A 22833-nucleotide genomic window follows, 5' to 3' on the forward strand; every position below is an offset into this window, starting at 1 on the left:
AAAACCACTTGGTTTAGGGGTTGAGTGAGCAACTTTAAACCTGAAACTAAAATTACTGCATTCCTTTCATGCCACCCATCATACGCATAAGGTTTTTACCGGCACCACCCTGCATCATCTTCATCATTTTGCTCATCTGGTCAAACTGCTTCAGTAGCTGGTTTACCTGTTGTATGCTGGTGCCGCTTCCTTTTGCTATACGGTTTTTGCGTTTTACATCAATTATGGCAGGTTTGCTGCGCTCTTTCGGTGTCATACTGTGTATTATGGCCTCTATGTGCTTAAAGGCATCGTCTTCAATCTCTACATCTTTCAGGGCTTTGCCTGCACCGGGTATCATACCTATAAGGTCTTTCATGTTACCCATTTTCTTTACCTGCTGTATCTGTGTAAGGAAATCGTCAAAGCCAAATTCGTTCTTCGCGATTTTTTTCTGTAGCTTGCGTGCCTCTTCTTCGTCGTACTGCTCCTGTGCGCGCTCTACAAGCGACACCACGTCACCCATACCAAGGATACGGTCGGCCATACGGTTCGGGTAGAACACATCAATAGCTTCCATCTTCTCACCGGTACCCACAAACTTAATCGGCTTGTTTACTACCGATTTAATGGTGATGGCTGCACCACCACGGGTATCACCGTCAAGCTTGGTAAGGATAACACCGTCAAAATCCAGCCTGTCGTTAAATGCCTTGGCAGTATTCACGGCATCCTGGCCGGTCATGGCATCTACCACAAACAGGGTTTCCTGTGGTTCTATAGCTTTATGAACGTTTGCAATCTCGTTCATCATTTCCTCGTCTACAGCAAGGCGGCCGGCGGTATCCACAATAACCACGTTAAAGCCGTTTGCCTTGGCGTGCTTTATAGCGTTCTGGGCTATTTCCACAGGGTTGCGGTTGCCTTCTTCGCTATATACTTCCACACCTATCTGTTCACCTACCACATGCAGCTGGTTTATCGCCGCAGGGCGATAAATATCACACGCTACAAGTAGTGGTTTCTTGTTCTTTTTGGTTTTAAGGAAATTAGCCAGTTTACCGGAGAAGGTGGTTTTACCACTACCCTGAAGGCCGCTCATAAGTATAACCGAAGGGTTACCGCTAAGGTTAATGCCCGCAGCATCGCCACCCATAAGCTCGGTAAGCTCATCCTTCACTATTTTTACCATTAGTTGGCCCGGCTGTAGCGTAGTAAGTACGTTTTCGCCTATGGCCTTATCGCGTACGCGGGTGGTAAAATCTTTGGCTATCTTAAAGTTAACGTCGGCATCAAGAAGGGCACGGCGCACCTCTTTAAGGGTGTCGGCTACGTTTACATCGGTAATCTTGCCATGTCCCTTTAGTATATGGAACGCTTTGTCTAATTTCTCACTTAAATTATCAAACATACTCGTGGTTTCATTTATAGAAGGTGCAAATTTAAGGATTTGATTTTGAAGTAAGGAGTTATGTAAATAAAAAACCTGCTTTATAGCAGGTTAATGTTTAATTTCACTGATGTGTCATATAATTCTTATTTGTTAATTGAGGTATACTGTCTATCTTTTTACTGCTTAAGCCCATTTTTCTTGTATTAGTTTGTCTTCTTTTTATATATACTATATGCATTTTCTGCGAGAGAATCCAACTCTTTTGAGTTGTAGTATTGTAGGCAATTATTTACAATAGATCTCTTTCCGGCAAAATCTCCCTCATCAAAAGACCTAACTTTGCCGATTTTAAAGCCTATAGAATCTACTCTATCAGAAATTTCGGAACCAATTATTTCAGTATTGACAGAAGATGAAACATCGATGGCGTTTAAAGAATCAAAAGACTTCCCGTATGCCGCGCCAAGACATGAAATAAAACATTCCGATTTATAGGCTTCAATCCATGCTTGTTTTTCATTTGGAGGGAAATCCCCATGTAATCCATTGTTAACCTTAGCTTTATGACAATTACAAGAATATAAAAAGCAAAGAGACAAGCAAAAAAAAGATTTTTCATTGTTATTAATTTAAATTCCAAAAATTAATGTAAGCGACACCTCCACCAGCATTAAAATAACAATGCCCAGTACATGAATGATTTTTGAAAAAAGAGGAGTGTCCAGTCGCTCCGAATTGTGAAGGCCAGTTGGAGATTAAAATATAAATCCCCTTTTTGTTACTTGTCGGATCTAAAACCGCGATAAAGTGGGTTAATGTTTAATTTCACTGATGTGCCAAATAATCCTTATATGCTAATTGAGATATACTGTCTAACTTTTTACTATTATAAAACTCTAAACAGGAGTTAGTGATTATTTTTCTCCCCTCATAATCCATATTCGGTGAAGGCTTAATAGCTAAACCATATAACTTCCCTAAACTATCAGCTTGCTTAAAATAAAAAGTATTGCCAATCAGGTCGAAATTTATGGCATTAGAAATATCATTCTTATTGCATTCTTGTAGCTCACTCATACATGCTATGCAGGCCGTATTTTTATAAGCAGTTATCCATTCGTTTTCCTTTACAACCTGTTTGGGTGAACAGGCTATAAATAAAATTAAAAAACTAATTATAGCTATACTTTTCATTTTGGTTAATTTAATTGCCAAAGGTTAATGTATGCAACACCTTGTGAATTGCCATTTGGAAGGGTTTGTTCAATATTGAAATAACAACTACTGTTACAACTAATTCCATTCCAAATATCAGCATGTCCCGAAGCAAAATAAGCCGGATATTTAGGAATCATTATGTAAATTCCTTTTTTATTTGCCAATAATGCAGGAAAATTTACTCCTTGGGCTCCTCCTTGTATACCGGTAAAATGGTTGGTTGGGTTTCCAAAAACTTTTTTCATCCATGCATTTAAGTTTGCAGCACTTATAAAATAATTTTTATTATCGGCTCCTTTTTCAGTTTGTCCCGGGATATTTGGAACCACAACCCCTGAATAATTCAAGGCACGCGAAACCCTTATAGCACAAGCATTGCTGTATGCTGGTTGATTAGCTAAATGATTACTATACAGTTGTCCTCCCACTAACTGATAAACCTCACTACTTGGCATGTGGTTTCCATTCTTTTTTGGAAAAGCGCTATTGAATGCATTCCAGCTAGGAAGATTTTGTGGAGGAAATGTCAAGTTTGGATTTTCCCAATATTCCGCATCATATACTCCATCTTCTCCTTCAGACTCCCCCATAAACCAACTTTTAAACAGGTCTATTGGAGTATTTGGATGGAGAATGAAATATCCTATAGCCCATCTTACAAAATTTTTACTTTGAGTATCAAAACTATTGTCAACCAAATAATCTTTGAGTGCTTTGACAATCCCAATATTGTTTTGGTTCTCCCAAAAAGCCTTTTGTTGAGAAGTTAAGCTGTTTTTAAAAAGTTCGAGCGAATTGAAATCGGGAGACAATATTCCTATAATAGGATTGTCAAAATATAAGCCGGATCCACCAGGTGTTGGATTTGGATTGTTTACATCTTGTACTGGTGGATTAAAAGGATTGTATCCTCCGGAATTTGACCCTCCACCTGAACTGCCACCGCCGCCTGTTCCGGATCCACTTCCGCCTGATCCGCCTGATCCGCCTGATCCACCTGCAAGATCCCATATAGCCAAATATTGTTGCATAGCAACACCTCCGCTTGAAGAACCACCACCTGAACTGCCAGAACTACTAAAACCATCTCCACAACCTTCACAGCCAGGGCATAAGATTATGTCCCACATAATTAAACCTTCATCATTTTCCCAAACGTGATTAACCCTCCAACATTGTCCTTCATACATGATAACCCCTAAACCTGATCCGCCGCCATAAGCAGTTGTTTCTATATCAACTCCTATTTCGCTCCCTAAATCCAAATCTTCAAGAGAAGTAAATTGTAATTCACTGAAATTTTGGGCAATAGCTGTCCCGTTGTTAAGCGCGTTTAGATCATATTTTCGTAAATCATACCGAAATAAGTAAGCTAAGTATCCATTTTTATATGGATGCAGGAATAGATTCTCAAAGTATCCATTTATTGAATCCCTACGTATTACAAATGTATATGACTTGTAATCCCCTTTCTCTATAAGTAACACTTTTTCGGTATTTATTGAAAAATCATAGTTATTACTTTTTATGCTTTTCAATAGCGTCTTAGCATGATTGATTTCATCAAGTTTCTGTAATAATTTCGGGTTTTGCGACAATTCATTATAACCAATTAGTTTTGATTTTAACTCACTGGACCTACCTTTATCAGTAACTACATTTTCAGTAGAGCAGCCCATGAATAGTGTCATTAAAAAAGCACGAATGCAATAAGGGAATGTTTAGTAAAGATTTTCATAAGATGGTGGTTTTTTAGACATATTTAATTCAAAAAGAACAACCTACCAACACTCTTAACCTAAAATTAACAAAAAAAACCAGCCTCCTGGGATGAAGCCGGTTCCTTCATTAAATAATCGAAACAAATGGAAATATAAAAACTAAATTCTTTTTGACTACACTTAAAACAACTGAATAATGATTTTCCCTACCCGCTTATCTTAAATATCAACTCTACTATTGTTTTACCCATATATACGCGTTCCTAAAATTTTACCACAAGGTACACGAAGTTCTTCACGAAGATACACAGGGGCAGGCCTTCCCGCCGTAGGCGGAAGAACATGAAGCGTTGTGGCCTTTATGAGTAGTTATCTTAATTTATTTTACTTGTGAACCTCGTGAAAAACCTTTGTGCACCTCGTGGTAAAAAAACACCAAAATATCTCATTGTGGTAAAATCCTTAAAGAGCAAAAGACCGGCCAATTCCCCCGGCCGGTCTTTAAGTGGAAAAAACTTGAAATATTTATAACATTTATTACATGTCCTTAAGATAATGGATCAGCAGGTTATCTGCCATAGTTAGCCTGGGCCAGCTGTAAGAATTCCAGTAAGTCGCCATTATCACTTACTGTTAGGGTGCCGGGATCGGGCATGGTAAGGGTTATGGGGTAGCTTATGGTATAGTACTGGTTTTCCCGCAGGCTTATTAAAAAGTTATACAGCTCTGTATCATCATTCATGCTGTACGTTTGCTGCAACTGGTTGCCGCTGTTATATCCTAAAACGGTTATAGGGTAATTTATGGTTACGGAGCCGCTTTGCAGCGAAGGCGTAGTGTCGCAGCTGTTAATGTAGTTATTGTATTCCTGCTGCGAGCCGGTTTCGTAGGTTGTAGGGCTGCCGGGGTAGGTGATGTGTATTGGGAACTGATATTCCAGATGGTCGGTGTCAGTGCTGCTTTGCCCAAATATACCGGCTACTGTAGCATAATCGCTTTCGGAGTTTACCTGCACCTGCTGGCCATTTGCGGTAACCGTAACCGGAAGTACAATGTTAAAGCAATGTGTGCTGTCTATCACATAGCCTGCGTCGGCTTCGTTTACGGTAGCAGCCTGCAATAGTGTTGTTACAGTTGAATAAGGTCCCAGCGCCCCGGAATTATTTTCTACAGAACTTTCCTCCTGGCATGAAAAGCACAGCATACCCGTTATGGCGCATAGGACCGTAAAAAAAAGTGTGTACTTTTTCATAACAACTACATTGACTGGGTGGAAATATTTTAAACCCATTTAAACAAAAAAAGATGGCCGATACCTGTTACAGTACCGGCCGGGAGAAAATTAATTGACGCGTTTCTTTTTCATTATATCATTTCCTCTGTTGATGGGATACTTTCCAATACTGTGTATGCCTGTTATAACAGGCAGGTAAAAAAATACCCTACCTTATGTTAGGTGTTTTTTTAATTTTTTTCAAAAGTTACATAATCAGTGCCGCCATTGCCGCCGCTTTCGTCTATCAGTACAATCTTTACCCCGGTACGCTGGTATACGTGCCAGTCGTCTGTAAGTTCTGTAAATTCTGCGGGGTTGTCAAAGGCAATATTAAAATCAATATCGCTGTAATCATCATCGTCATCGCTGTTGTCGTCCTCTACATTCCAGCCACCGTTGTAAGTGTTGGTGCCGTTAGTGGCGGTAAGGATGCCGTTTTCAGAAAAGGTAAAGTTGTAACCGGTAAAATGGTAGGTTTCATCATTGCCGTTTTCAGTGAAGCCGGTTATGCGCCACGTGCCACTTTTCATGTTATTGGCTATTGCTGTCGCATTGCCGTTCACATTGTTGTTGCTGTCATCGTCAGAGCAGGAGGTAAGGGCGAGCAGCAGTACAGCCACTGCCGGCTTCAGGGTTTTCATCGTCAGTTTCATAGTGTTAATTGCGTTTTTTAGTAAAAACAATGTCGTATCGCAGTTACAAGTAACGCAATATTCGTTAATTCTTTTGTTTAAGGAAGGTTAAAAGTGGCTTTGCGTGGTTTCAGCCGAGAATTTGGAGGGTTTGGTTTATTATTCGAAACAGGACACAAAAAAAGCCTGCCGCAGGTGTTTCGACAGGCCTCTTTCATTAAAAACTATCAACTAAGGTTTACTTGGCCAAAAGAATTAATAACAAACTCAAATGTTCCGAAATTTAATTTTTTTTTCACAAATATCAAAGTGATTTTCAGAAAAAATTAACGTATTGGGAGTAAATATTTCATCTTTTTTTAAAATATTTTGGAAAATAACTGGGCGTGTTCCTAAACTGGTAGTAATTACTGGCGATTGCGCTACACAGTACTTTTTGCTTCTTTTTAAAGCTTTTAAGATGGCAGTGAACAGATGTCACAGTATTTCGGCATATACGGTTGGATGAAGTATGTCTGTTTCTATATGATACTCTTTATAGCCTTCCAATAGTAAGCTGAGGGTAGGGAAAAACCTGTTTAGGCTGTTTAATGTTTACCCCTAAAAATGCTATTTTTGTATAGGGTACCCCCGCATAGCAGAAAAATTGCTAACTTAAACACGAATTTAGCCAGCGGCATATGGATATAGAAAGAACCGGTGGAATATGTGAGGAAATCACGTTTTCGAACTTTTTTGCGAAGCATGCCAAAACGCTGCGCAATTACCTGTATTATAAATTTGGCAACGAAGACCAGGCCGAAGACGTAACGCAGGAAGCCTTTATAAAACTATGGGAAAACTGCGGTAGCGTACCGCCCGAAAAGGCCAAGGCATTTATTTATACCGTAGCCAATAACACTTCGCTAAACCAGGTGGCACACCAGAAGGTGGTGCTGCAATATGCCAAGAAAAGTGCCAAATCAGGCGCTGATGTACAGAATCCTGAATTTTTAATGGAGGAAGAGCAGTTTAAGGTAAAGCTGCAAAAAGCCATAGCGGGCCTTAGTGAGGCGCAGCGTACTGCTTTTTTGCTGCACCGTATAGAAGGGAAGAAATACCACGAAATAGCAGACATGCTGGGTATAAGTGTTAAGGCGGTAGAAAAGCGCCTGCACGGTGCCCTGCAGGACCTTCGTAAACAAATTGATAATTTCAGGTAGGGTATTTTAGTATATTACTGTTATAGAGTAACAAAAGATGCAAAAAAGATGGAAGATGTGAAGTTAGCAAAGTGGCTAAACGATGAGATGGATGCGCAGGAGCTGATGGAGTTTGAGTCGTTGCCGGAATATGCCACTTACAGCAAAATAAAACAATACTCGGCGGAGCTGGTGGCTCCACAGGCCGATATGGAGGCACTTTATGCCCGTATACAACAGCAGAAGCTGAACCAAAATACGCCTAAAGTACGCAGGCTTAATGACTGGTTTGGCCGTGTGGCTGCCGCACTTTTAGTGGCGGTGGGTATTTCGGTATACCTGTATGCAACCCGTGTTACTACAGAGGCTGCGGTGGCAGGTACTACAAATGCGTTTTTACTGCCCGATGATTCTGAGGTAGCGCTTAATGCCGGTTCTGAAGCGGAATTTAAAACCTTTAACTGGGATAACAACCGCAGGCTGGAACTTAACGGTGAAGCCTTTTTTAAGGCGGCTAAAGGCAAAACCTTTGATGTGGTAACCCCTCAGGGTACTGTAACAGTAGTGGGTACACGCTTTAATGTAAAAGTGCGCGGCAACCGCCTTGATGTTACCTGCTACGAAGGCAAGGTAAGGGTTACTACCAAAAATGAAACCGTACTGCTTACCCCGGGTAAGGCCGTAGCGTATGATAATGGCAATAACCTGCACATACCCGGCGTTAAGAAAGAAGAACCCGGATGGGTAAACCGCCACGAGGTAGATTTTAGCATAGAAACACCAGAAAATGTACTTGCCGAACTGGAACGCCAGTTTGATGTAAAGATAAAAGTACAGGGCAAACTGAATGCTAAAGGCGGCTACAGTGGTACCCTGCCGGTAAAGAACCTGGAAACAACCCTTGATATGTTTTCGCTGCCATATGGCTTAACGTATAAAAAACAGGGTAAAGAAATTATACTATCGGCTGAATGACGCGTGATACCCAGTATCTGCTTTTAACGGTAATGCTTTTTTTTTTCGGTGCCGCTTACGGGCAGTCGTCCGAACAGAAAAGTATTGAACTGAAAAAGATACTTTCGGGTATTGCCAAACAGCATAATATCAAATTTAATTTTGCCGAAAATGATGTAGCGGGGCATTCCATCTTCCCTCCTGAAGAAAGGCTTCCGCTGCGTGCAAAACTGATATATATAAGCAACCGTACGCTGCTTAAGTTTAAGCAAAACGGTGCATATATTACCGTATACCAGCCCCCCAAAAATACCCCAAAATCCCAAACGCGTTGTGCCTTTGTTGCCGATGAAACCGGATTGATACTGGAAAATTCAGTAATTCAATACGGGCAAACGCGTGTACTTTCCGGCGCCGACGGCTATTTTGAATTCCCTGCCGATGTTACCACACTTATGGTAGAACAGGCCGGGTACAAACCCCTGAAATTTTCGGTAACCGAAACCTACGGCGACTGTGCCGAAATAAGGCTGGAGCCCGATGTACACGAACTGGCCGAAGTGGTGGCAGAACGCTATCTGGCTACAGGTATTACCCTAAGCCCAAACGGCACCTATACCATTAAACCGGCAAAATTTGGGATACTGCCGGGGCTTACCGAAGCTGATGTGCTACAAGCCATGAAGCAGCTTCCTGGCATAAACAGCGTAGACGAAACCGTGAATAATATAAACGTACGCGGGGGCAGCCATGACCAAAACCTGTTTACCTGGAATGGTATCCGCCTGTTCCAGACCGGGCATTTTTTCGGGCTTATATCGGCACTGAATCCTAACCTTGCACATAGTATAGAAATTTCAAAGAACGGTACATCGGCCCTGTACGGGGAGAGTGTTTCCAGCACCGTAAATATATCATCGCACCCTGATGAAATAGGTGACACCCGCGGGAGTGTGGGTGTAAATATGATAGGGGTAGACGGTACTGCCCGTATTAAAACATCGCCAACCTCTAACGTTGAGGTGGCTGCACGCCGTTCGTTTACAGACGTGCTTGATTTTCCTACTTATACGCGCTATTCGCAACGTATCTTTCAGGATACTGAGGTAAAGAGCAACGATAGTGATTACGTTTTTTATAAAAGCGACAAGGAGTTTTATTTTTACGATGCTACGCTGCAATACCACCAGATATTCAACCAAAAACACCACCTGTACATAGATGGTACAGGCATTCGCAATACACTCGATTTTACCCAAAGCACTTTTATGCCTTACGGGCTGGTAATAAAGAGCAGTAACCTTGAGCAAACTACACTGGGGGGCGCCGCAACTTTAAAATCGAAATGGGGCAGCCGCCACAGTACAGATGTAGGTGTTTACTACTCATACTACAATGTAGATGCACTAAATTCTGAATTGGATTTTGGGCGTACCACACTTCAGCAGAATATTATTAATGACAATGGTGCACACCTTTGGTATACCTACAAAGCCAGTGACAGCCTTAGCATAAAAGCGGGCTACCAGTATAACGAAACCGGTATTAAAAACCGCGACCTCATCAACTATCCGCAGTACAGCCTGGAAGTAAAGGAAGTGCTGCGCACGCATGCATTTTCCGCACAGGCCGATTATACACCCTTTAGCAGCCGCTGGCGTGCACAGGGAGGGTTAAGGCTTAATTATTTTGAGAAGTTCGGGCTGGTTATTGCCGAGCCAAGGCTCAGTGCATCCTACAGGGTTTCGCCTGCGCTGAAAGTGCAATTACAAGCCGAACGGAAAAGCCAGACCGCGACGCAAATGGTAGGCCTTCAGGATGATTTCCTGGGTGTGGAAAAGCGCCGCTGGGTATTGGCTAATAATGCCGATGTGCCCATACAGCGTAGCAGCCAGGTTGCTATAGGCGCAGGGTGGAAACACAACGACTGGCTGGTGACTATAGATAACTTTTATAAGGAGGTGAAAGGCATCACTGCCGGTGCACAGGGTTTCCAGGATCAGTTTGAAGGGTTAACGGCTACGGGTAGTTACGCAATATTTGGTACAGAGGTGCTTATACAAAAGCAGTTTAAGCATTTTTACATCTGGCTTAGTTATGCGTATAACCACAACCGATACCATTTCGGTTCATTCGACCCGCAAAATTTCAGGAGTAATTTTGAACAACCGCATGCCGTAAACAATGCAATAACTTACGAATATAAAAACCTGAAGGTATCGCTTGGTTCCAAGCTGTTAAGCGGTCGCCCTTATACCGCCCCGCTTATTGATACCCCGCTAGAAGGTGGCGGAACCTATTCCATATTATACGATTATCCTAACGGTCGCCGTGTTAATACCTATTTCCAAGTAAATCTTTCTGCCGGGTATACGCTTCAGTTTGGCAAAAAGACGCAGTTATATACAGGTTTTTCTGTCATCAATTTGCTTAACCGCAAGAACCTGCTGAACCGCTACTATCGTGTAAGCGACGTAAGCCAGTCTATAGAAACGGTAAACACCTACGCATTGCGCCGCACACCAAATGCAGTGCTGAGGTTTAGTTTTTAGCAAAAAAAATCCGCCTGCACAGCAGGCGGATCTATCAAAAATATTGATAAACTAAAACAAAATTATTTTTTGATAACTTTTTGAGTAGCTACCTGGCCGTTTGTAAACTGCGCTTTAACCATGTACATACCTGCTTGCAGCTGGCTCATGTTTACGGTTTCGCCGTTACCTGTAAGTACAGTCTGGCCCAGTGTATTTACTACTTCATATCCTTTTACAGGCTCACCGTTGCTTTTTAGGTTAACTACATCGGTAGCAGGGTTAGGGAATACAGTAAAAGTGTTTTTGGTTACATTATCTGTACCTGCAGTAGCTGCATAGCCCTGGAAGTAAGCCGACATAGGGAAGTATCCCTGGTTTCCTGCAAATGTAGCGTCCGGTACATCCATTTTGTAGCTGTGTTCTCCGGCAGCAAGGTTGCCCAATGATATTTCGCGTGTGTCTATTTTTGCACCCGGACACCATGCGCGGCTCAGCCAATAGGTGTTGCTCCTTGGCGAAGGGCCATAAACGCCGTTACCCATAGTGTTGTATTGCCTGTACTGTTCACAGTTCTTGCCCGGTTTAAAGCTTGATACTTCGTTACCGTCAAGGTATACATAATGCCACCTGTTTTTGTATTCTTCACCACCATTGTTAGAACCGTGGTTAGACATTACCACATAAAAATAACCGTCAGTAACTGCTTCAGGTAGTGTAAAGTCAATTGTTTTAACCGTTTGGCTTAGTACATCTGTACCGTCAAGGGTATAGTCTTTCATTTCATATTTGAAACTCAGTTCCTGGAATACAAGGTCGCCAGTAGGGATGTTTTCGTCGTATTCAGAATCAAGCGTAAGTGATCCTTTGTATACGTCGTTCCTTCCTGTACATATGTTAGGGAAATCATATACGGCGCCACCTTGTGTAGATGAGCCTTGGTAACCGTAGATTTCAAGTTCTATCCAAAAATCATATTCTGAAGAAAGAACAGGGTCGTGCAGTATAGTAGCTACGTTGTTAATTTCAAAAACGTAAGGTACCTGTGTAGGGGTTTGCGTAAGGTTGTTCATAAACGGGGTTATAAACCTTGCAATTTCTATCCTGCTAACTTCGCTGTAGTTGTAAGATGTAGCACCTTTTGGTACAAAGGCCAGGTTAACGTTACCTATACGGTCATAGTCGTCACATAGCGCTTCGGCATGAACTGTAAGGGTAAGCATGTTCCCCATTAGGGCTATTTGTTCTTCGGTAATTTTTTTTCCGTAAGAAGAGTTGTTGTTACGTTGTGCATCTTCCGGTAGTGGCTCGTCTACAGTACCTTCATACATGCCGTAATATACAGCGTCGTCATATACCTGTAGTGTGTAGGGCTCAGTAGCCTGTGCCGATACTCTATAGCCAAAAACCGAAGTCAGTAAACCAATAAGTAGTAGTGTTTTTTTCATCGCAGAGTAAATAAGTTAAGCGCCAAAAATACCAAAAAATATTTAAGCGAAACACGAAATTGCCTACTCAAAAAATACTTTTTTGGCTAAAAACACTAATTCTTCTCAGAATGTTACATTTAAAACTGGAAATATATGAACGGTTGCGGTCCTGCCGAAGCTGCAGCATACACCAGCCAGAAAACAAGGCCTACTATTATGCCTTTTATTATCGCCGGCATTTTGGCAAAAGAGCGCTTCATGGCAAGCGAAATACCCTCAGGCAGCAGGTGCCATGCATAGCCGATAGCCATAAGCATGAATACGTTTTTATAGCCAATGATGATGGTTTTCCATTGCTCAGGGTCAAAGGTAAGTTTGCCGATGTTGTTGATAAGCCCAAGGGCAATATCAAAATTACGGGCGCGGAAAAATATCCAGCAAAAGGCCACAAAGTGGAAAGTGATGATGACTGCAATAAATTTCCACAGGGCGGAAAATGCTGTTGGCTTGCTGTCTTTTTTCGATGGGAAAAACTCCATCCATATTTTGTGTACTGCCAGTGCTATGCCGTGCAATGCACCCCATATTATATAACGCAGGCTGGCGCCGTGCCATAGCCCGCCAAGCAACATGGTAGTAAGCAGGTTTACATTGGTAAACATGGTCTTTTCTTTTTCCTTTGCCAAAACAAAAGTGAGTGTAAACACCACAAGCCCGCTGATGCTGATGATAAGCGGTACATTGCTTACGCTCGCATAGTTGATGCCCCATACAATCAGCCCGAAAAAGAACAATGCGGGGAACAGGAAGCCTGCCAGGGTGCCCTTTCGGTTACCACCTACAGATATGTACAGGAAGTCCTTCAGCCAGGTAGACAACGATATGTGCCACCTGCGCCAAAATTCGGTAATGCTTGCCGATTTATACGGTGTACGGAAGTTGGTAGGCAGTTTAAAGCCCAGTAACAGCGCTATACCTATGGCCATATCACTATAGCCCGAAAAGTCGCAATAAATCTGTATGGTATAGCCGTAGGCCGCCATAAGGTTTTCAAACGGGGTGTACAGATCCGGTGCGTCAAAAACACGGTCTACAAAGTTTATGGAGATGTAGTCTGATATTATTGTCTTCTTTATAAGACCACCTATAATCAGGAAGAATGCGTGGGTAACGTCGTCTTTGGTAAGTACCAGCTTACTGTATATCTGTGGCAAAAAGTCTTTGGCACGCACTATAGGGCCTGCTACCAACTGTGGGAAGAACGACACAAAGAACAGATAGTCCAGGTAGTTTTTGGTAGGGGTTATTTCCTTGCGGTATACTTCTATGATATAACTTATCGACTGGAACGTAAAGAACGATATGCCTACCGGCAGTAGTACTTTGTGTACGGTGTATTGCCAGCCGAAAAGCTCGTTAGCACTCTCCGCAATGAATGTAGCGTATTTAAAATAGCCCAAAAACACCAGGTTTACAGCCACGCTGAACCACAGGTATATTTTACGTGGCAACGTGCGTTGCTCCCGGAACAGGAAGTAACTCAACGTATAATCTACCACGGTGCTGAAAATGAGCAGTACAAAATACCTTTCGCTGCACAGGTAGTAAAAGTAAATGGAAAATGCGGCGGTAAAAGCCAGCCTTGGGCGGAAGGTATTGCGCAGCAGCCCGTAGAAAAAGTAAAATATAAGGAATAACCTCAGGAATTTAGCTGTACTGAACAGCATGGGTTCCTTAGGGTTGTATAAAAACCAGTGCCTTAGGTCTTCAATGGTTATTTGCGATAAATAATCGTTCAGCAGCATTGTTATCTTACTTGTCCCTGTTTGATTTAAAATAGTCGTATGCCTTTATAAACGCTTCGCTAAAAAGGCGGCCCTGCTTTTCGTAGCCGGGTTTGGTATAGTGTACACGGTCGGTATTAATCAGGCCGCGTTTGGCATTTTTCGGTACGCCGTACAATCCGCCAAATTCGGTAAACAAATCCCATGTGGCGTATTGCTTTGCTTCCTCACCCGCTATGATACTGCCCGCATAAGAAGCGGCAAACGTATTAGGATACTTGCGGCGGAACAGCGATGGCGGCGGTGTCATAATCAGTATGGCGGTGTTGGGGCAATTAGCCTTTACGTTGTTTATAAACGTATTCAGTTGCGCCATATAGTCGGCCTCGGTCATTTTATCAAAAGATTCATTTGTACCCAGTGATACCACGACCAAATCAGGTTTCAGTGCAGGCAACTGCCGGAAGAACAGCGGGTACTTATTATAGTCGCTGGCTTTGGCACCGTTTACCCCAATGCTGTGGTACAGCAATCCGGGTGTGTCGTTTTCCAGTACCAGGCCGCTGAGGTTGTACTCATTCTGTCCGCGGTGGGGCAGCAGGTATATTTTGTCAAGCGCCTGTTTGCTGTAGTAATAGTGCGTAAGCGTATCGTTTTGCAGTGCCAGCGGAATAAACTCACTGCGCTTTACGTCGCGTTTTACCTTTTCGTCGGTAGGTATCTTTAGGGTTTTCCCCGCACGGATGCGGTCGGTTTTCATGCCGTTTGTGCGCTTTATAGCGGCAACGCTTACTCCGTATTTTTCGGCGATGCTACCCAGTACCTCACCGTTTTTTATGCGATGGGTTATCTTTTTCGGTTCGGTGCTTTCCAGTACTATGGTTCGGCTGCTGGTAGCCAGGTCAAAATCGTCGCCGTTGTTTGGGGTAACAATACGTATGGTGTTAAAGTCATACGATGAATCCCTTACGTTAAGTTCCACCACAAAATCCTCACGGGTTTCAAGGGCTATACCACTAAGGCCAACGGTAAAGGCAGGGTCTGTAGGCAGTATATTCCGGCGGCTGGCCCATGAAGCATTGCTCTTAAAACGGGTGTTGTAGCTGCCGTTAGTACGTGCCAGCTGGTGCGGGAAGGTAAACCCGCCGCCGCCGTTGCCAAAGCGTTTTTGCAATCTTTTGCGTATGGCATTGGTCATCAGGTCGGCCTGTATGTGGCTGTCGCCAATGTGTACTATGTTTATTTTGCCGGTGCCGGTTTGCTCCATTCTGTACAGCTTTTCAAACAACTGGCGCATTACATGGGCATTGGTAATAATATTATTGCCCGGTACATCGGTAGTGTCTATATCGGCAAGCGAATCGGTTACCACTATAGCCGTCTCGGTAACCGCAGGTGGTACCTGTGCTGCCGCTTTTGTAAAAGCCAACAGTAGTACTATCAGGGCTGTGAGCTTACTGCACATCGGCGGTGTCTTTTACAGGTTGTACTACGGGTGCTGCCGGTTTTACTTTGGTTTCCTTCGGCTGGGGTGCAGGCTTTTTGGCGCTGTCTTTCGGTAAGGCAGGGGTAGTGCCTTTCACCGGGATAGTGGCCTTAGGTGTTACCGTAGCCGGGGTTGTCTTTTTAACCACGGTCTTAAAACTGTCTGCGGGTTTTGCAGCCGGGGCCTGAGGCACAGGCTTGGCTACCGGTGCGGTGGTATCTATTGTTTCTTTTGGCAATGGCTTGCCGCCACGCAGTGCCTTGTATTTTTCGTAACCGCTGTTCAGCTGGCCGTAAATAAGGTCGGCAATCTGTTTGCTGCCACGGAAGTTAAAGTGCGTATAGTCTTTATTGGCACGTGCCGGTTCGTCTTCCACCCAATGCACCATACTGCCGTCGCCACCCATAAGGGTATACAGGTTGATGAATGCCGAATTACTTTTCACGGCATAACGTTTCTGCGCCATGGCTACCGGTACTACAGCCGAATCGGTTTTCATTTCGGTGCCGTACTTGGTCGACTTATCCGCAGTGGAAATAATCAGTATCGTTGTCCCCGGGAAGCATTCGCGCAGGTGTGCCACCACACGTGTCATGCTGCGTTCGTACCAGTTGTATTTCAGCGAACCGTTGTTCAGTATGTTGGTGCCGTATTGCAGTACAATAAGGTCGTACCCCAGCTTCTCGTTAAACGCTTTCATCAGCGAAGTGTTGAACGTGCTGTTCGGTAAGCCCGAGTTTCCGCGTGTGCTGAAGTTGTCTATATGCACGCCGCGCCCATCGTCAAAGTTGAAGCCGTAAAACGGTATGGTGTCGGCCTTAATGAAGTCGGCCTTAAAGCCTTTGTAATTGTCCGACAGCTTCAGGGTATTCAGTAACGACGAAGGGTTTAGTTTCTTTACCAATGTATCTTTACCCACCACCACACGCAGTGAAGCGTCACGGTTGCCGCTGCGCCCGTAGAATAATGTAGGGTTGTTTAACGATGTAAGGTGGTTCAGCTTGGTACCTGCATAGCGCACCCAGGTAGTGTTTACGGTGTCGTGCTTCACAAAGAATACACGCCCGTTAACGCCAAATGGCCTTGTAGGATGCTTTACGTTAAGGTAGCTCTGGGTTTTCCAGTTGGTGGAAAACTGGTGTGTAACGGTGCTGCGCGATTGTGCCGACTCCGATGCGATGCTTACAAAGCCCACACCCTCGCCGCCAAAACGGTTTTGCATGCTGGTGCGCAGGTCTTTCACTATCATGTCGCCATCGGTCATGGAATCGCCAAAGTAAGCAATGCGTACATTACCCTCGCCGGTTTTTTCCAGCTGCATCAGCTTTTCGTAAAACTGTATCAGGTGCTGGAAACCTTTGTAATCGTCAAATTCCTCAGATGGGAATTTCACGCCGTAGGTTTCCTCAAAGGTGATTTTAGCATGGGCAAGCGTATCTTTTTCAGGCACGGTATCTGCTGCCGAATCTGCATGCACAGCCTCCAGCATCATACTGTCTACCGCCACGTTTTTGGTGCCTGCGGTAGTTTCGGTAAATATTTTTTCGGGTAAAACTTTCTGGAAGCCCAGCATTGTCAAAGCAGCCACGGCTACGATAATGTAGGCCCTGAAAAAGTTTCGGTCGTTCTTTTTGTTATCTGTCGGTTCCACTACAATAGTCCTGTTTTATATAGGGATTCCAAAAATTACATGCGCTCAGGCACGTTGATGCCCAGCAGGCCAAATGCCAGCTTTATGGTTTCGCCCACTTTTTTGCTCAGCTGCACACGGAATATTTTTTCATTTTCAGCCTCAGCGCCCAGTACCGGTATGCTCTGGTAGAACGAGTTGTATTCTTTTACCAAATCATAGGTGTAGTTAGCCACCAGCGCAGGGCTGTGGGTAGCAGCGGCGCTTTGTATTACGGTCGGGAATTGCGCTACCTGTTTCAATAGCTCTTTTTCCTTTTCGTGAAGGTTAACCTGCTCCGGTGAAAGGGTAGTGGCAAAGTCAAACTCTGCACGGCGCAATAGGCTTTGTATACGCGCGTAGGTATATTGTATAAATGGCCCGGTGTTGCCTGCAAAGTCTACCGACTCCTTAGGGTCGAACAATATGCGTTTTTTCGGGTCAACTTTCAGTATGTAGTATTTAAGCGCACCAAGGCCGATGATTTTATACAGGCGAGCCTTATCTTCATCTGAATATCCGTCGAGTTTGCCCAGTTCTTCGGCTATATTCTGTGCAGTTTCTGCCATTTCGCTGATTAGGTCGTCGGCATCTACCACGGTACCTTCACGGCTTTTCATCTTGCCCGAAGGAAGGTCTACCATGCCGTACGACAGGTGGTACAGGTGCTCTGCCCAGTCGTAACCAAGCTTTTTCAGGATAAGGAACAACACCTTAAAGTGGTAGTCCTGCTCGTTACCTACGGTGTACACCATACCGCCCACATCCGGGAAGTCCTTAACACGCTGCACAGCAGTGCCAAGATCCTGCGTTATGTATACCGAAGTACCGTCTTTGCGCAGTACCAGTTTTTCGTCAAGGCCGTCAGGGGTAAGGTCTATCCATACCGAACCGTCTTCTTTTTTATAGAACACACCTTTTTCAAGGCCTGCGTCTACTATATCTTTACCTAATAAATAGGTGTTGCTTTCGTAATAATTTTTATCGAAGTCTACGCCAATGGCTTCAAATGTAGCATCGAAACCTTCGTACACCCAGCCGTTCATCTTCTCCCAAAGGGCAATTACCTCAGGTTTTCCGGCTTCCCAGTCAAGAAGCATTTGCTGGGCTTCAAGGATGATAGGGGCATTCTTTTTGGCTTCGTCTTCGGTAGCGCCACCCGCTACAAGTCCGTTGATTTCGTTTTTGTACGCCTTGTCAAACTCCACATAGTATTTACCTACCAGCTTATCGCCTTTAAGGCCGCTTGTTTCAGGAGTTTCTCCGTTGCCGAATTTCTCCCAAGCCAGCATACTTTTACAGATGTGGATGCCACGGTCGTTTACCACCTGTGTCTTGTGCACTTTAGTACCCGATGCCTGTAGTATCTGCGCTACCGAATAGCCCAGCAATACATTACGCACGTGGCCCAGGTGAAGGGGTTTATTGGTGTTTGGCGAAGCATACTCTACCATTACCGCCTTACCGTCTTCAGCAGGGGTGCTAAAGCCGAATTTCTCATCGCCTTTAATCTCGTTAAAGAAGTTGATGTAGTAGCTGTCGGCTATTACTATATTCAGGAAGCCTGCAACTACATTAAACCTGCTTACAATACCGGCGTTGTCTACCAGGTATTGCCCGATTTTGTTGCCCAGCTCGGCAGGGTTGCCCTTTACAAGCTTCAGCAGCGGGAAAATAACCACGGTGATATCGCCTTCAAAATCTTTCCTTGTAGCCTGTAGCTCAACTTTTTCAAGGTTGATGCCATACAGGTCCTGCACCGCATTTTGTACGTGTTGCGTTATGATTTCGGGTAATGCCATGGGTTGTAATTTTTTTTAAGCGTGCAAAGATACAATTTTTTGGTTTTGTAGAGACGTTGCACTGCAACGTCTTAGGGATTTTTTTGAATGAGATGTTGCACTGCAACGTCTCTACGTTAAATTCTGTAAATATGACGGTTTTAATCATAAATGATTTTTAAAACAAAAATTTTAAGCTAAATATTTTGCCGAAACCAAAAATATACTGTACACTTGTGGTCATATTAACCATTATATAAAACGATATAGTTGGAGTAATTGCGAAAACATTATACCCAAACCCAAACATTGTAACCAAACTCTCTTTCGCGATAATGAAAACAAATTATTTTTTGAAGTTTTTTGTGCTGCTCCTCCTGTTTGCAGCCACACCCGGATGTTCGTCTGACGATAACAAAAGCACGGATAGTGAAATAGCCTTTGCTGTAACACCCGAAACGTTGCACTTTGCTACAGCAGGCGGTAACAACATCCTGAACATCAGTATCGACCCCGCGCGCCAGTGGACGATAAACAACCCCGCAGCTTGGGTAACCATTCAGGGTACCAGCGGCACGGGCATGGCGCACCTTAACTTTACCGTAGCGGCAAACGAATCTACCGAGGCCCGCTCGGCTACTATTGTTGTTACATCTGATACCGAAACACGCCAGCTGGTTATCACCCAGGATGCCTTTGTGCCGCCGGTAGGTATAGTGTATGATGTAGCTCCCGATGCCAGCAATATGGGCACCTGGACCAGCGTAGAGCTTACCGCCCAGATGGGTACGGGCTGGAACCTTGGCAACAGCCTTGAAGCTATAGGTGGCGAAACGGCCTGGGGCAACCCTGCCACCACCCATGCATTTGTAGATGCAGTAAAAGCGGCCGGTTTTAATACCATACGCATACCGGTGTCGTGGAGTGTGTTTTCTAATGCTACTGATTATACCATAAGCGCTACGTGGATGAGCCGCGTGGAAGAAGTGGTAAACTATGCATTAGCAAATAACATGTACGTAATTATGAACGAGCACTGGGACGGCGGCTGGATACAGCCTACCGCAGCGCAAAAAGATTATGTAAACGACCGTCTGGGTAAAATGTGGAAGCAGATAGCCACGCATTTCCGTGATTATGACTACCACCTGCTGTTTGCCGGAACCAATGAGGTTATGGTAGAGGGGAATTACAATACCCCTACGGCAGAGTACTACAACACGCAGAACAGCTTTAATCAGACTTTTGTTGATGCTGTGCGCTCTACCGGAGGGCGAAATGCGTACCGTTACCTTGTGGTGCAGGGTTTTAATACCAATATAGACCACACCGTGAATTTCGCGCAGGTGCCGGAAGATGTGGATATTGCTGTTAACCGCCTGATGATGGAAGTGCACTATTATGACCCGTATAACTTTGCGCTGAACGAAAATACTACTATTACACAGTGGGGTTCTATCGCTACCGACCCGTCGGCTACCGAAACCTGGGCGAATGAGTCGTATGTAGATGCGCAGTTCCAGAAGATGAAAACCAATTTCATCGACCAGGGTGTAGGTGTTATTCTGGGTGAATTCGGTGCCATACTCCGTTCAGATGTAGCGGGCAGCGAAACCTTCCGTAACTATTATGTGCACTATGTGAGCAATTCGGCACGTACACACGGCCTTGTGCCGGTGTATTGGGACAATGGCGTTACCGGAAACCATGGCCTGGGTATCTTTAACCGCAATACCGGAGAAATAGTGTACCCTGAAATACTGGCCTCTATATTACAATAGATACATTTTTCATATATTTTTTTGGGTGAAAGCCATCTGTGAAAACAGATGGCTTTTTTGATGGCCTCACATGGTAACCTGTGATGAGGGGTGGTTGAGTGAAGCTGCTCCCTCTCCTTTGGAGAGGGTTGGGGAGAGGCTTATTAAAAATCTCCCTTAAAATACGTACCTTTGCCGCATGGAACAGGAACTGAAACGTCTTAATAAATTTATTTCGGAAACAGGCTATTGCTCACGCCGCGAGGCTGATAAGCTGATAGAGGAGGGACGCGTAACCCTTAACGGTGCCGTGCCCGAAATGGGTACTAAAGTCAGCCCCGATGACGAGGTGCGTGTAGACGGCAAGCTTATTTCTGAAAAGCGTGGCCAGCACGTGTACCTGGCGTTCCATAAGCCTGTGGGGATAGAGTGTACTACCAACCTGGAGGTGAAAAACAATATTGTAGATTATATCAACTACCCGAAGCGTATTTTTCCGATAGGCAGGCTGGATAAAGCCAGTGAAGGACTGATACTAATGACCGACGACGGAGATATTGTAAACAAAATACTCCGCGCACGGAACAACCACGAGAAAGAATACATTGTTACGGTAAACAAACCGATAACCGACCGCTTCATTCAGCGAATGGGTAACGGTGTGCCGATATTGGAAACCATAACCCGCAAGTGCCTGGTAGAGCAGGTGAGCAAATATGTGTTCCGTATTATACTAACGCAGGGGTTAAATCGTCAGATTCGCCGCATGTGTGAATACCTGGATTATGAGGTTACCGCGCTGAAACGCATCCGTATTGTGAATATTTCGCTGGATGTGCATGTAGGTCGTTACCGCGACCTCACCGCTGCCGAATTAAAAGAACTAAACCGCCTTATAGAACCGTCAAGTAAAACTGAGGAAGCGAGCTTGCCAAAACCCGAAAACTCAAAACCTGCTGCTGCCCCAAGGAGCAATTCTCAGCAACGGGCACCTAAGCGTTTTAAGAATAACAGGGATGCCAATAAAAAACCATTTGGCACTAACCGTAAACCCGGCGATAAAAGAGATGGTGGTTTTAAGGGTGGTAACAGGCAGGGACGTTAATTTTTCAATCCTGAAAAAGGCATGAGTGAAGCTATTACTCTCTTGAGAGGGGTTAGGAGTGTGTATTTTAAAGGTATACACTATGAGATGGCTTCGTGCCTCGCCAAGACGGTTGTTTGATATTATACTAAATCTGTGATTGCGAGTATCCATATCATCTGCGGCCCTTTGTGCAGTAATCAATAGAAAATAAAAAAATAGCACATCAAAGGCTCAGCATATCCTTAAATAGTACCGATTGCCTACGCGATATTTCTACTTCCACATCGTTTTGTAACAGGGCTGCCAACTTACCGCTTACGGCATTATCCACGCTTTTTATGTATTGCAGGTTGATAATCTGCTGGCGGTTCGCCCTGAAGAACAGGTGCTGCGGCAGGCGTTCCTCCACCTGGTTCAGTGATTTGTAAATTAGCGGGCGGTTGCCGTTAAAATACACCCGGGTGTAGTTGCCCACAATCTCGCACAGTTGTATGTCGGCAATGCGCACCAGCCAGCATTTTTCGCCTTCTTTTATAAAAATCTGGCTGTTTTCGTTCAGCGGGCCTTGTGGGGTTTGTACCTGGATTATTTTAGATTTTACCTTTTCTACCGCATCGGCAAAACGCTTTTCGTTTATGGGTTTCAGCAGGTAATCCAGCGCGTTGTACTCAAAAGATTTTATGGCATATTCGTCAAAAGCCGTGGTAAATACCACAAGCGGCACCTCGTGTAGCATTTCAAGCAGTTCAAAACCATCCTTGCCCGGCATATTGATGTCCAGGAAAATAAGCTGGGGCTGCAGTTTATTGATGAGTTCGTACGCCTGGTCGGCATTCTCGGCTTCGGCAACAACTTCAATATCGGGGTGCAGTTTTATAAGCTCGTGCAGCTCGTTCCGTGCCAGTCGCGAATCTTCAACAATTATGGTTTTAATCGTACTCATTTTTACAA

Annotated in this window: 17 protein-coding genes; 5 read left to right on the top strand and 12 right to left on the bottom strand. The window is 44.2% G+C overall.

Going from position 1 to position 22833, the window contains the following annotated elements:
- Positions 1 to 52 precede the first annotated feature (52 nt).
- The 6 genes from ffh to ACZIX4_RS13405 form a co-directional block, all read right to left on the bottom strand.
- Positions 53 to 1390 carry a signal recognition particle protein gene (ffh, locus tag ACZIX4_RS13380; RefSeq protein ID WP_463336148.1) on the bottom strand — a complete coding sequence of 446 codons (1338 nt, stop codon included), beginning with the start codon at positions 1388 to 1390 and terminating at the stop codon, positions 53 to 55.
- Positions 1391 to 1575: 185 nt separating this feature from the next.
- The gene (locus ACZIX4_RS13385) at positions 1576 to 1971 is read right to left on the bottom strand and encodes a hypothetical protein (RefSeq protein ID WP_463336149.1); all 396 of its coding nucleotides are present in this window, start codon (positions 1969 to 1971) and stop codon (positions 1576 to 1578) included.
- A gap of 226 nt (positions 1972 to 2197) precedes the next feature.
- Positions 2198 to 2566, bottom strand: a complete 369-nt coding sequence (locus ACZIX4_RS13390; RefSeq protein ID WP_463336150.1) for a hypothetical protein — start codon at positions 2564 to 2566, stop codon at positions 2198 to 2200.
- Between the two features lie 5 nt (positions 2567 to 2571).
- Entirely contained in the window at positions 2572 to 4281 is a 1710-nt protein-coding gene (locus ACZIX4_RS13395; protein ID WP_463336151.1) for a type VI secretion system amidase effector protein Tae4, read from the bottom strand.
- A gap of 598 nt (positions 4282 to 4879) precedes the next feature.
- The gene (locus ACZIX4_RS13400; protein ID WP_463336152.1) at positions 4880 to 5563 is read right to left on the bottom strand and encodes a hypothetical protein; all 684 of its coding nucleotides are present in this window, start codon (positions 5561 to 5563) and stop codon (positions 4880 to 4882) included.
- 212 nt (positions 5564 to 5775) lie between these two features.
- Positions 5776 to 6240 (bottom strand): hypothetical protein, encoded by a 465-nt coding sequence (locus ACZIX4_RS13405; RefSeq protein WP_463336153.1) that lies wholly within the window; start codon positions 6238 to 6240, stop codon positions 5776 to 5778.
- Positions 6241 to 6899: 659 nt separating this feature from the next.
- On the opposite strand from ACZIX4_RS13405, the gene ACZIX4_RS13410 reads away from it, so the two are divergent.
- From ACZIX4_RS13410 to ACZIX4_RS13420, 3 genes are read left to right on the top strand one after another with little or no spacing between them, the layout of a single operon-like run.
- Positions 6900 to 7421, top strand: coding sequence for an RNA polymerase sigma factor (locus tag ACZIX4_RS13410; protein WP_463336154.1), 522 nt, complete (start codon positions 6900 to 6902; stop codon positions 7419 to 7421).
- A 57-nt stretch (positions 7422 to 7478) separates the two neighbouring features.
- Positions 7479 to 8375 carry a FecR family protein gene (locus ACZIX4_RS13415; RefSeq protein ID WP_463336155.1) on the top strand — a complete coding sequence of 299 codons (897 nt, stop codon included), beginning with the start codon at positions 7479 to 7481 and terminating at the stop codon, positions 8373 to 8375.
- Positions 8372 to 10906, top strand: a complete 2535-nt coding sequence (locus ACZIX4_RS13420; RefSeq protein WP_463336156.1) for a TonB-dependent receptor plug domain-containing protein — start codon at positions 8372 to 8374, stop codon at positions 10904 to 10906. Before ACZIX4_RS13415 ends, ACZIX4_RS13420 begins: the two co-directional genes overlap by 4 nt.
- Before the next feature lie 62 nt (positions 10907 to 10968).
- Here ACZIX4_RS13420 and ACZIX4_RS13425 read toward each other — a convergent pair whose 3' ends face one another.
- From ACZIX4_RS13425 to argS, 5 genes are all read right to left on the bottom strand, one after another.
- Positions 10969 to 12333, bottom strand: a complete 1365-nt coding sequence (locus ACZIX4_RS13425) for a peptide-N-glycosidase F-related protein (RefSeq protein WP_463336157.1) — start codon at positions 12331 to 12333, stop codon at positions 10969 to 10971.
- A 119-nt stretch (positions 12334 to 12452) separates the two neighbouring features.
- Positions 12453 to 14120 (bottom strand): MBOAT family O-acyltransferase, encoded by a 1668-nt coding sequence (locus ACZIX4_RS13430; protein ID WP_463336158.1) that lies wholly within the window; start codon positions 14118 to 14120, stop codon positions 12453 to 12455.
- A 7-nt stretch (positions 14121 to 14127) separates the two neighbouring features.
- Entirely contained in the window at positions 14128 to 15564 is a 1437-nt protein-coding gene (locus ACZIX4_RS13435; protein ID WP_463336159.1) for a LysM peptidoglycan-binding domain-containing protein, read from the bottom strand.
- Positions 15554 to 17236, bottom strand: coding sequence for an SGNH/GDSL hydrolase family protein (locus ACZIX4_RS13440; RefSeq protein WP_463336160.1), 1683 nt, complete (start codon positions 17234 to 17236; stop codon positions 15554 to 15556). The genes ACZIX4_RS13435 and ACZIX4_RS13440 overlap by 11 nt, the downstream gene beginning before the upstream one ends.
- Positions 17237 to 17271: 35 nt before the next feature.
- Positions 17272 to 19056 carry an arginine--tRNA ligase gene (gene argS, locus ACZIX4_RS13445; RefSeq protein WP_463336161.1) on the bottom strand — a complete coding sequence of 595 codons (1785 nt, stop codon included), beginning with the start codon at positions 19054 to 19056 and terminating at the stop codon, positions 17272 to 17274.
- Positions 19057 to 19370: 314 nt separating this feature from the next.
- Here argS and ACZIX4_RS13450 point away from each other — a divergent pair, with 314 nt between their 5' ends.
- Positions 19371 to 20816 carry a cellulase family glycosylhydrolase gene (locus ACZIX4_RS13450; protein WP_463336162.1) on the top strand — a complete coding sequence of 482 codons (1446 nt, stop codon included), beginning with the start codon at positions 19371 to 19373 and terminating at the stop codon, positions 20814 to 20816.
- Between the two features lie 178 nt (positions 20817 to 20994).
- Entirely contained in the window at positions 20995 to 21900 is a 906-nt protein-coding gene (rluF, locus tag ACZIX4_RS13455; protein ID WP_463336163.1) for a 23S rRNA pseudouridine(2604) synthase RluF, read from the top strand.
- 205 nt (positions 21901 to 22105) lie between these two features.
- Here the strand turns inward: rluF and ACZIX4_RS13460 are convergent, their stop codons facing one another.
- Complete coding sequence (locus tag ACZIX4_RS13460) at positions 22106 to 22825, bottom strand: LytR/AlgR family response regulator transcription factor (protein ID WP_463336164.1); 720 nt, start codon at positions 22823 to 22825, stop codon at positions 22106 to 22108.
- Between the last annotated feature and the right edge of the window lie 8 nt (positions 22826 to 22833).

It is taken from the genome of Flavobacterium niveum (assembly GCF_055231775.1).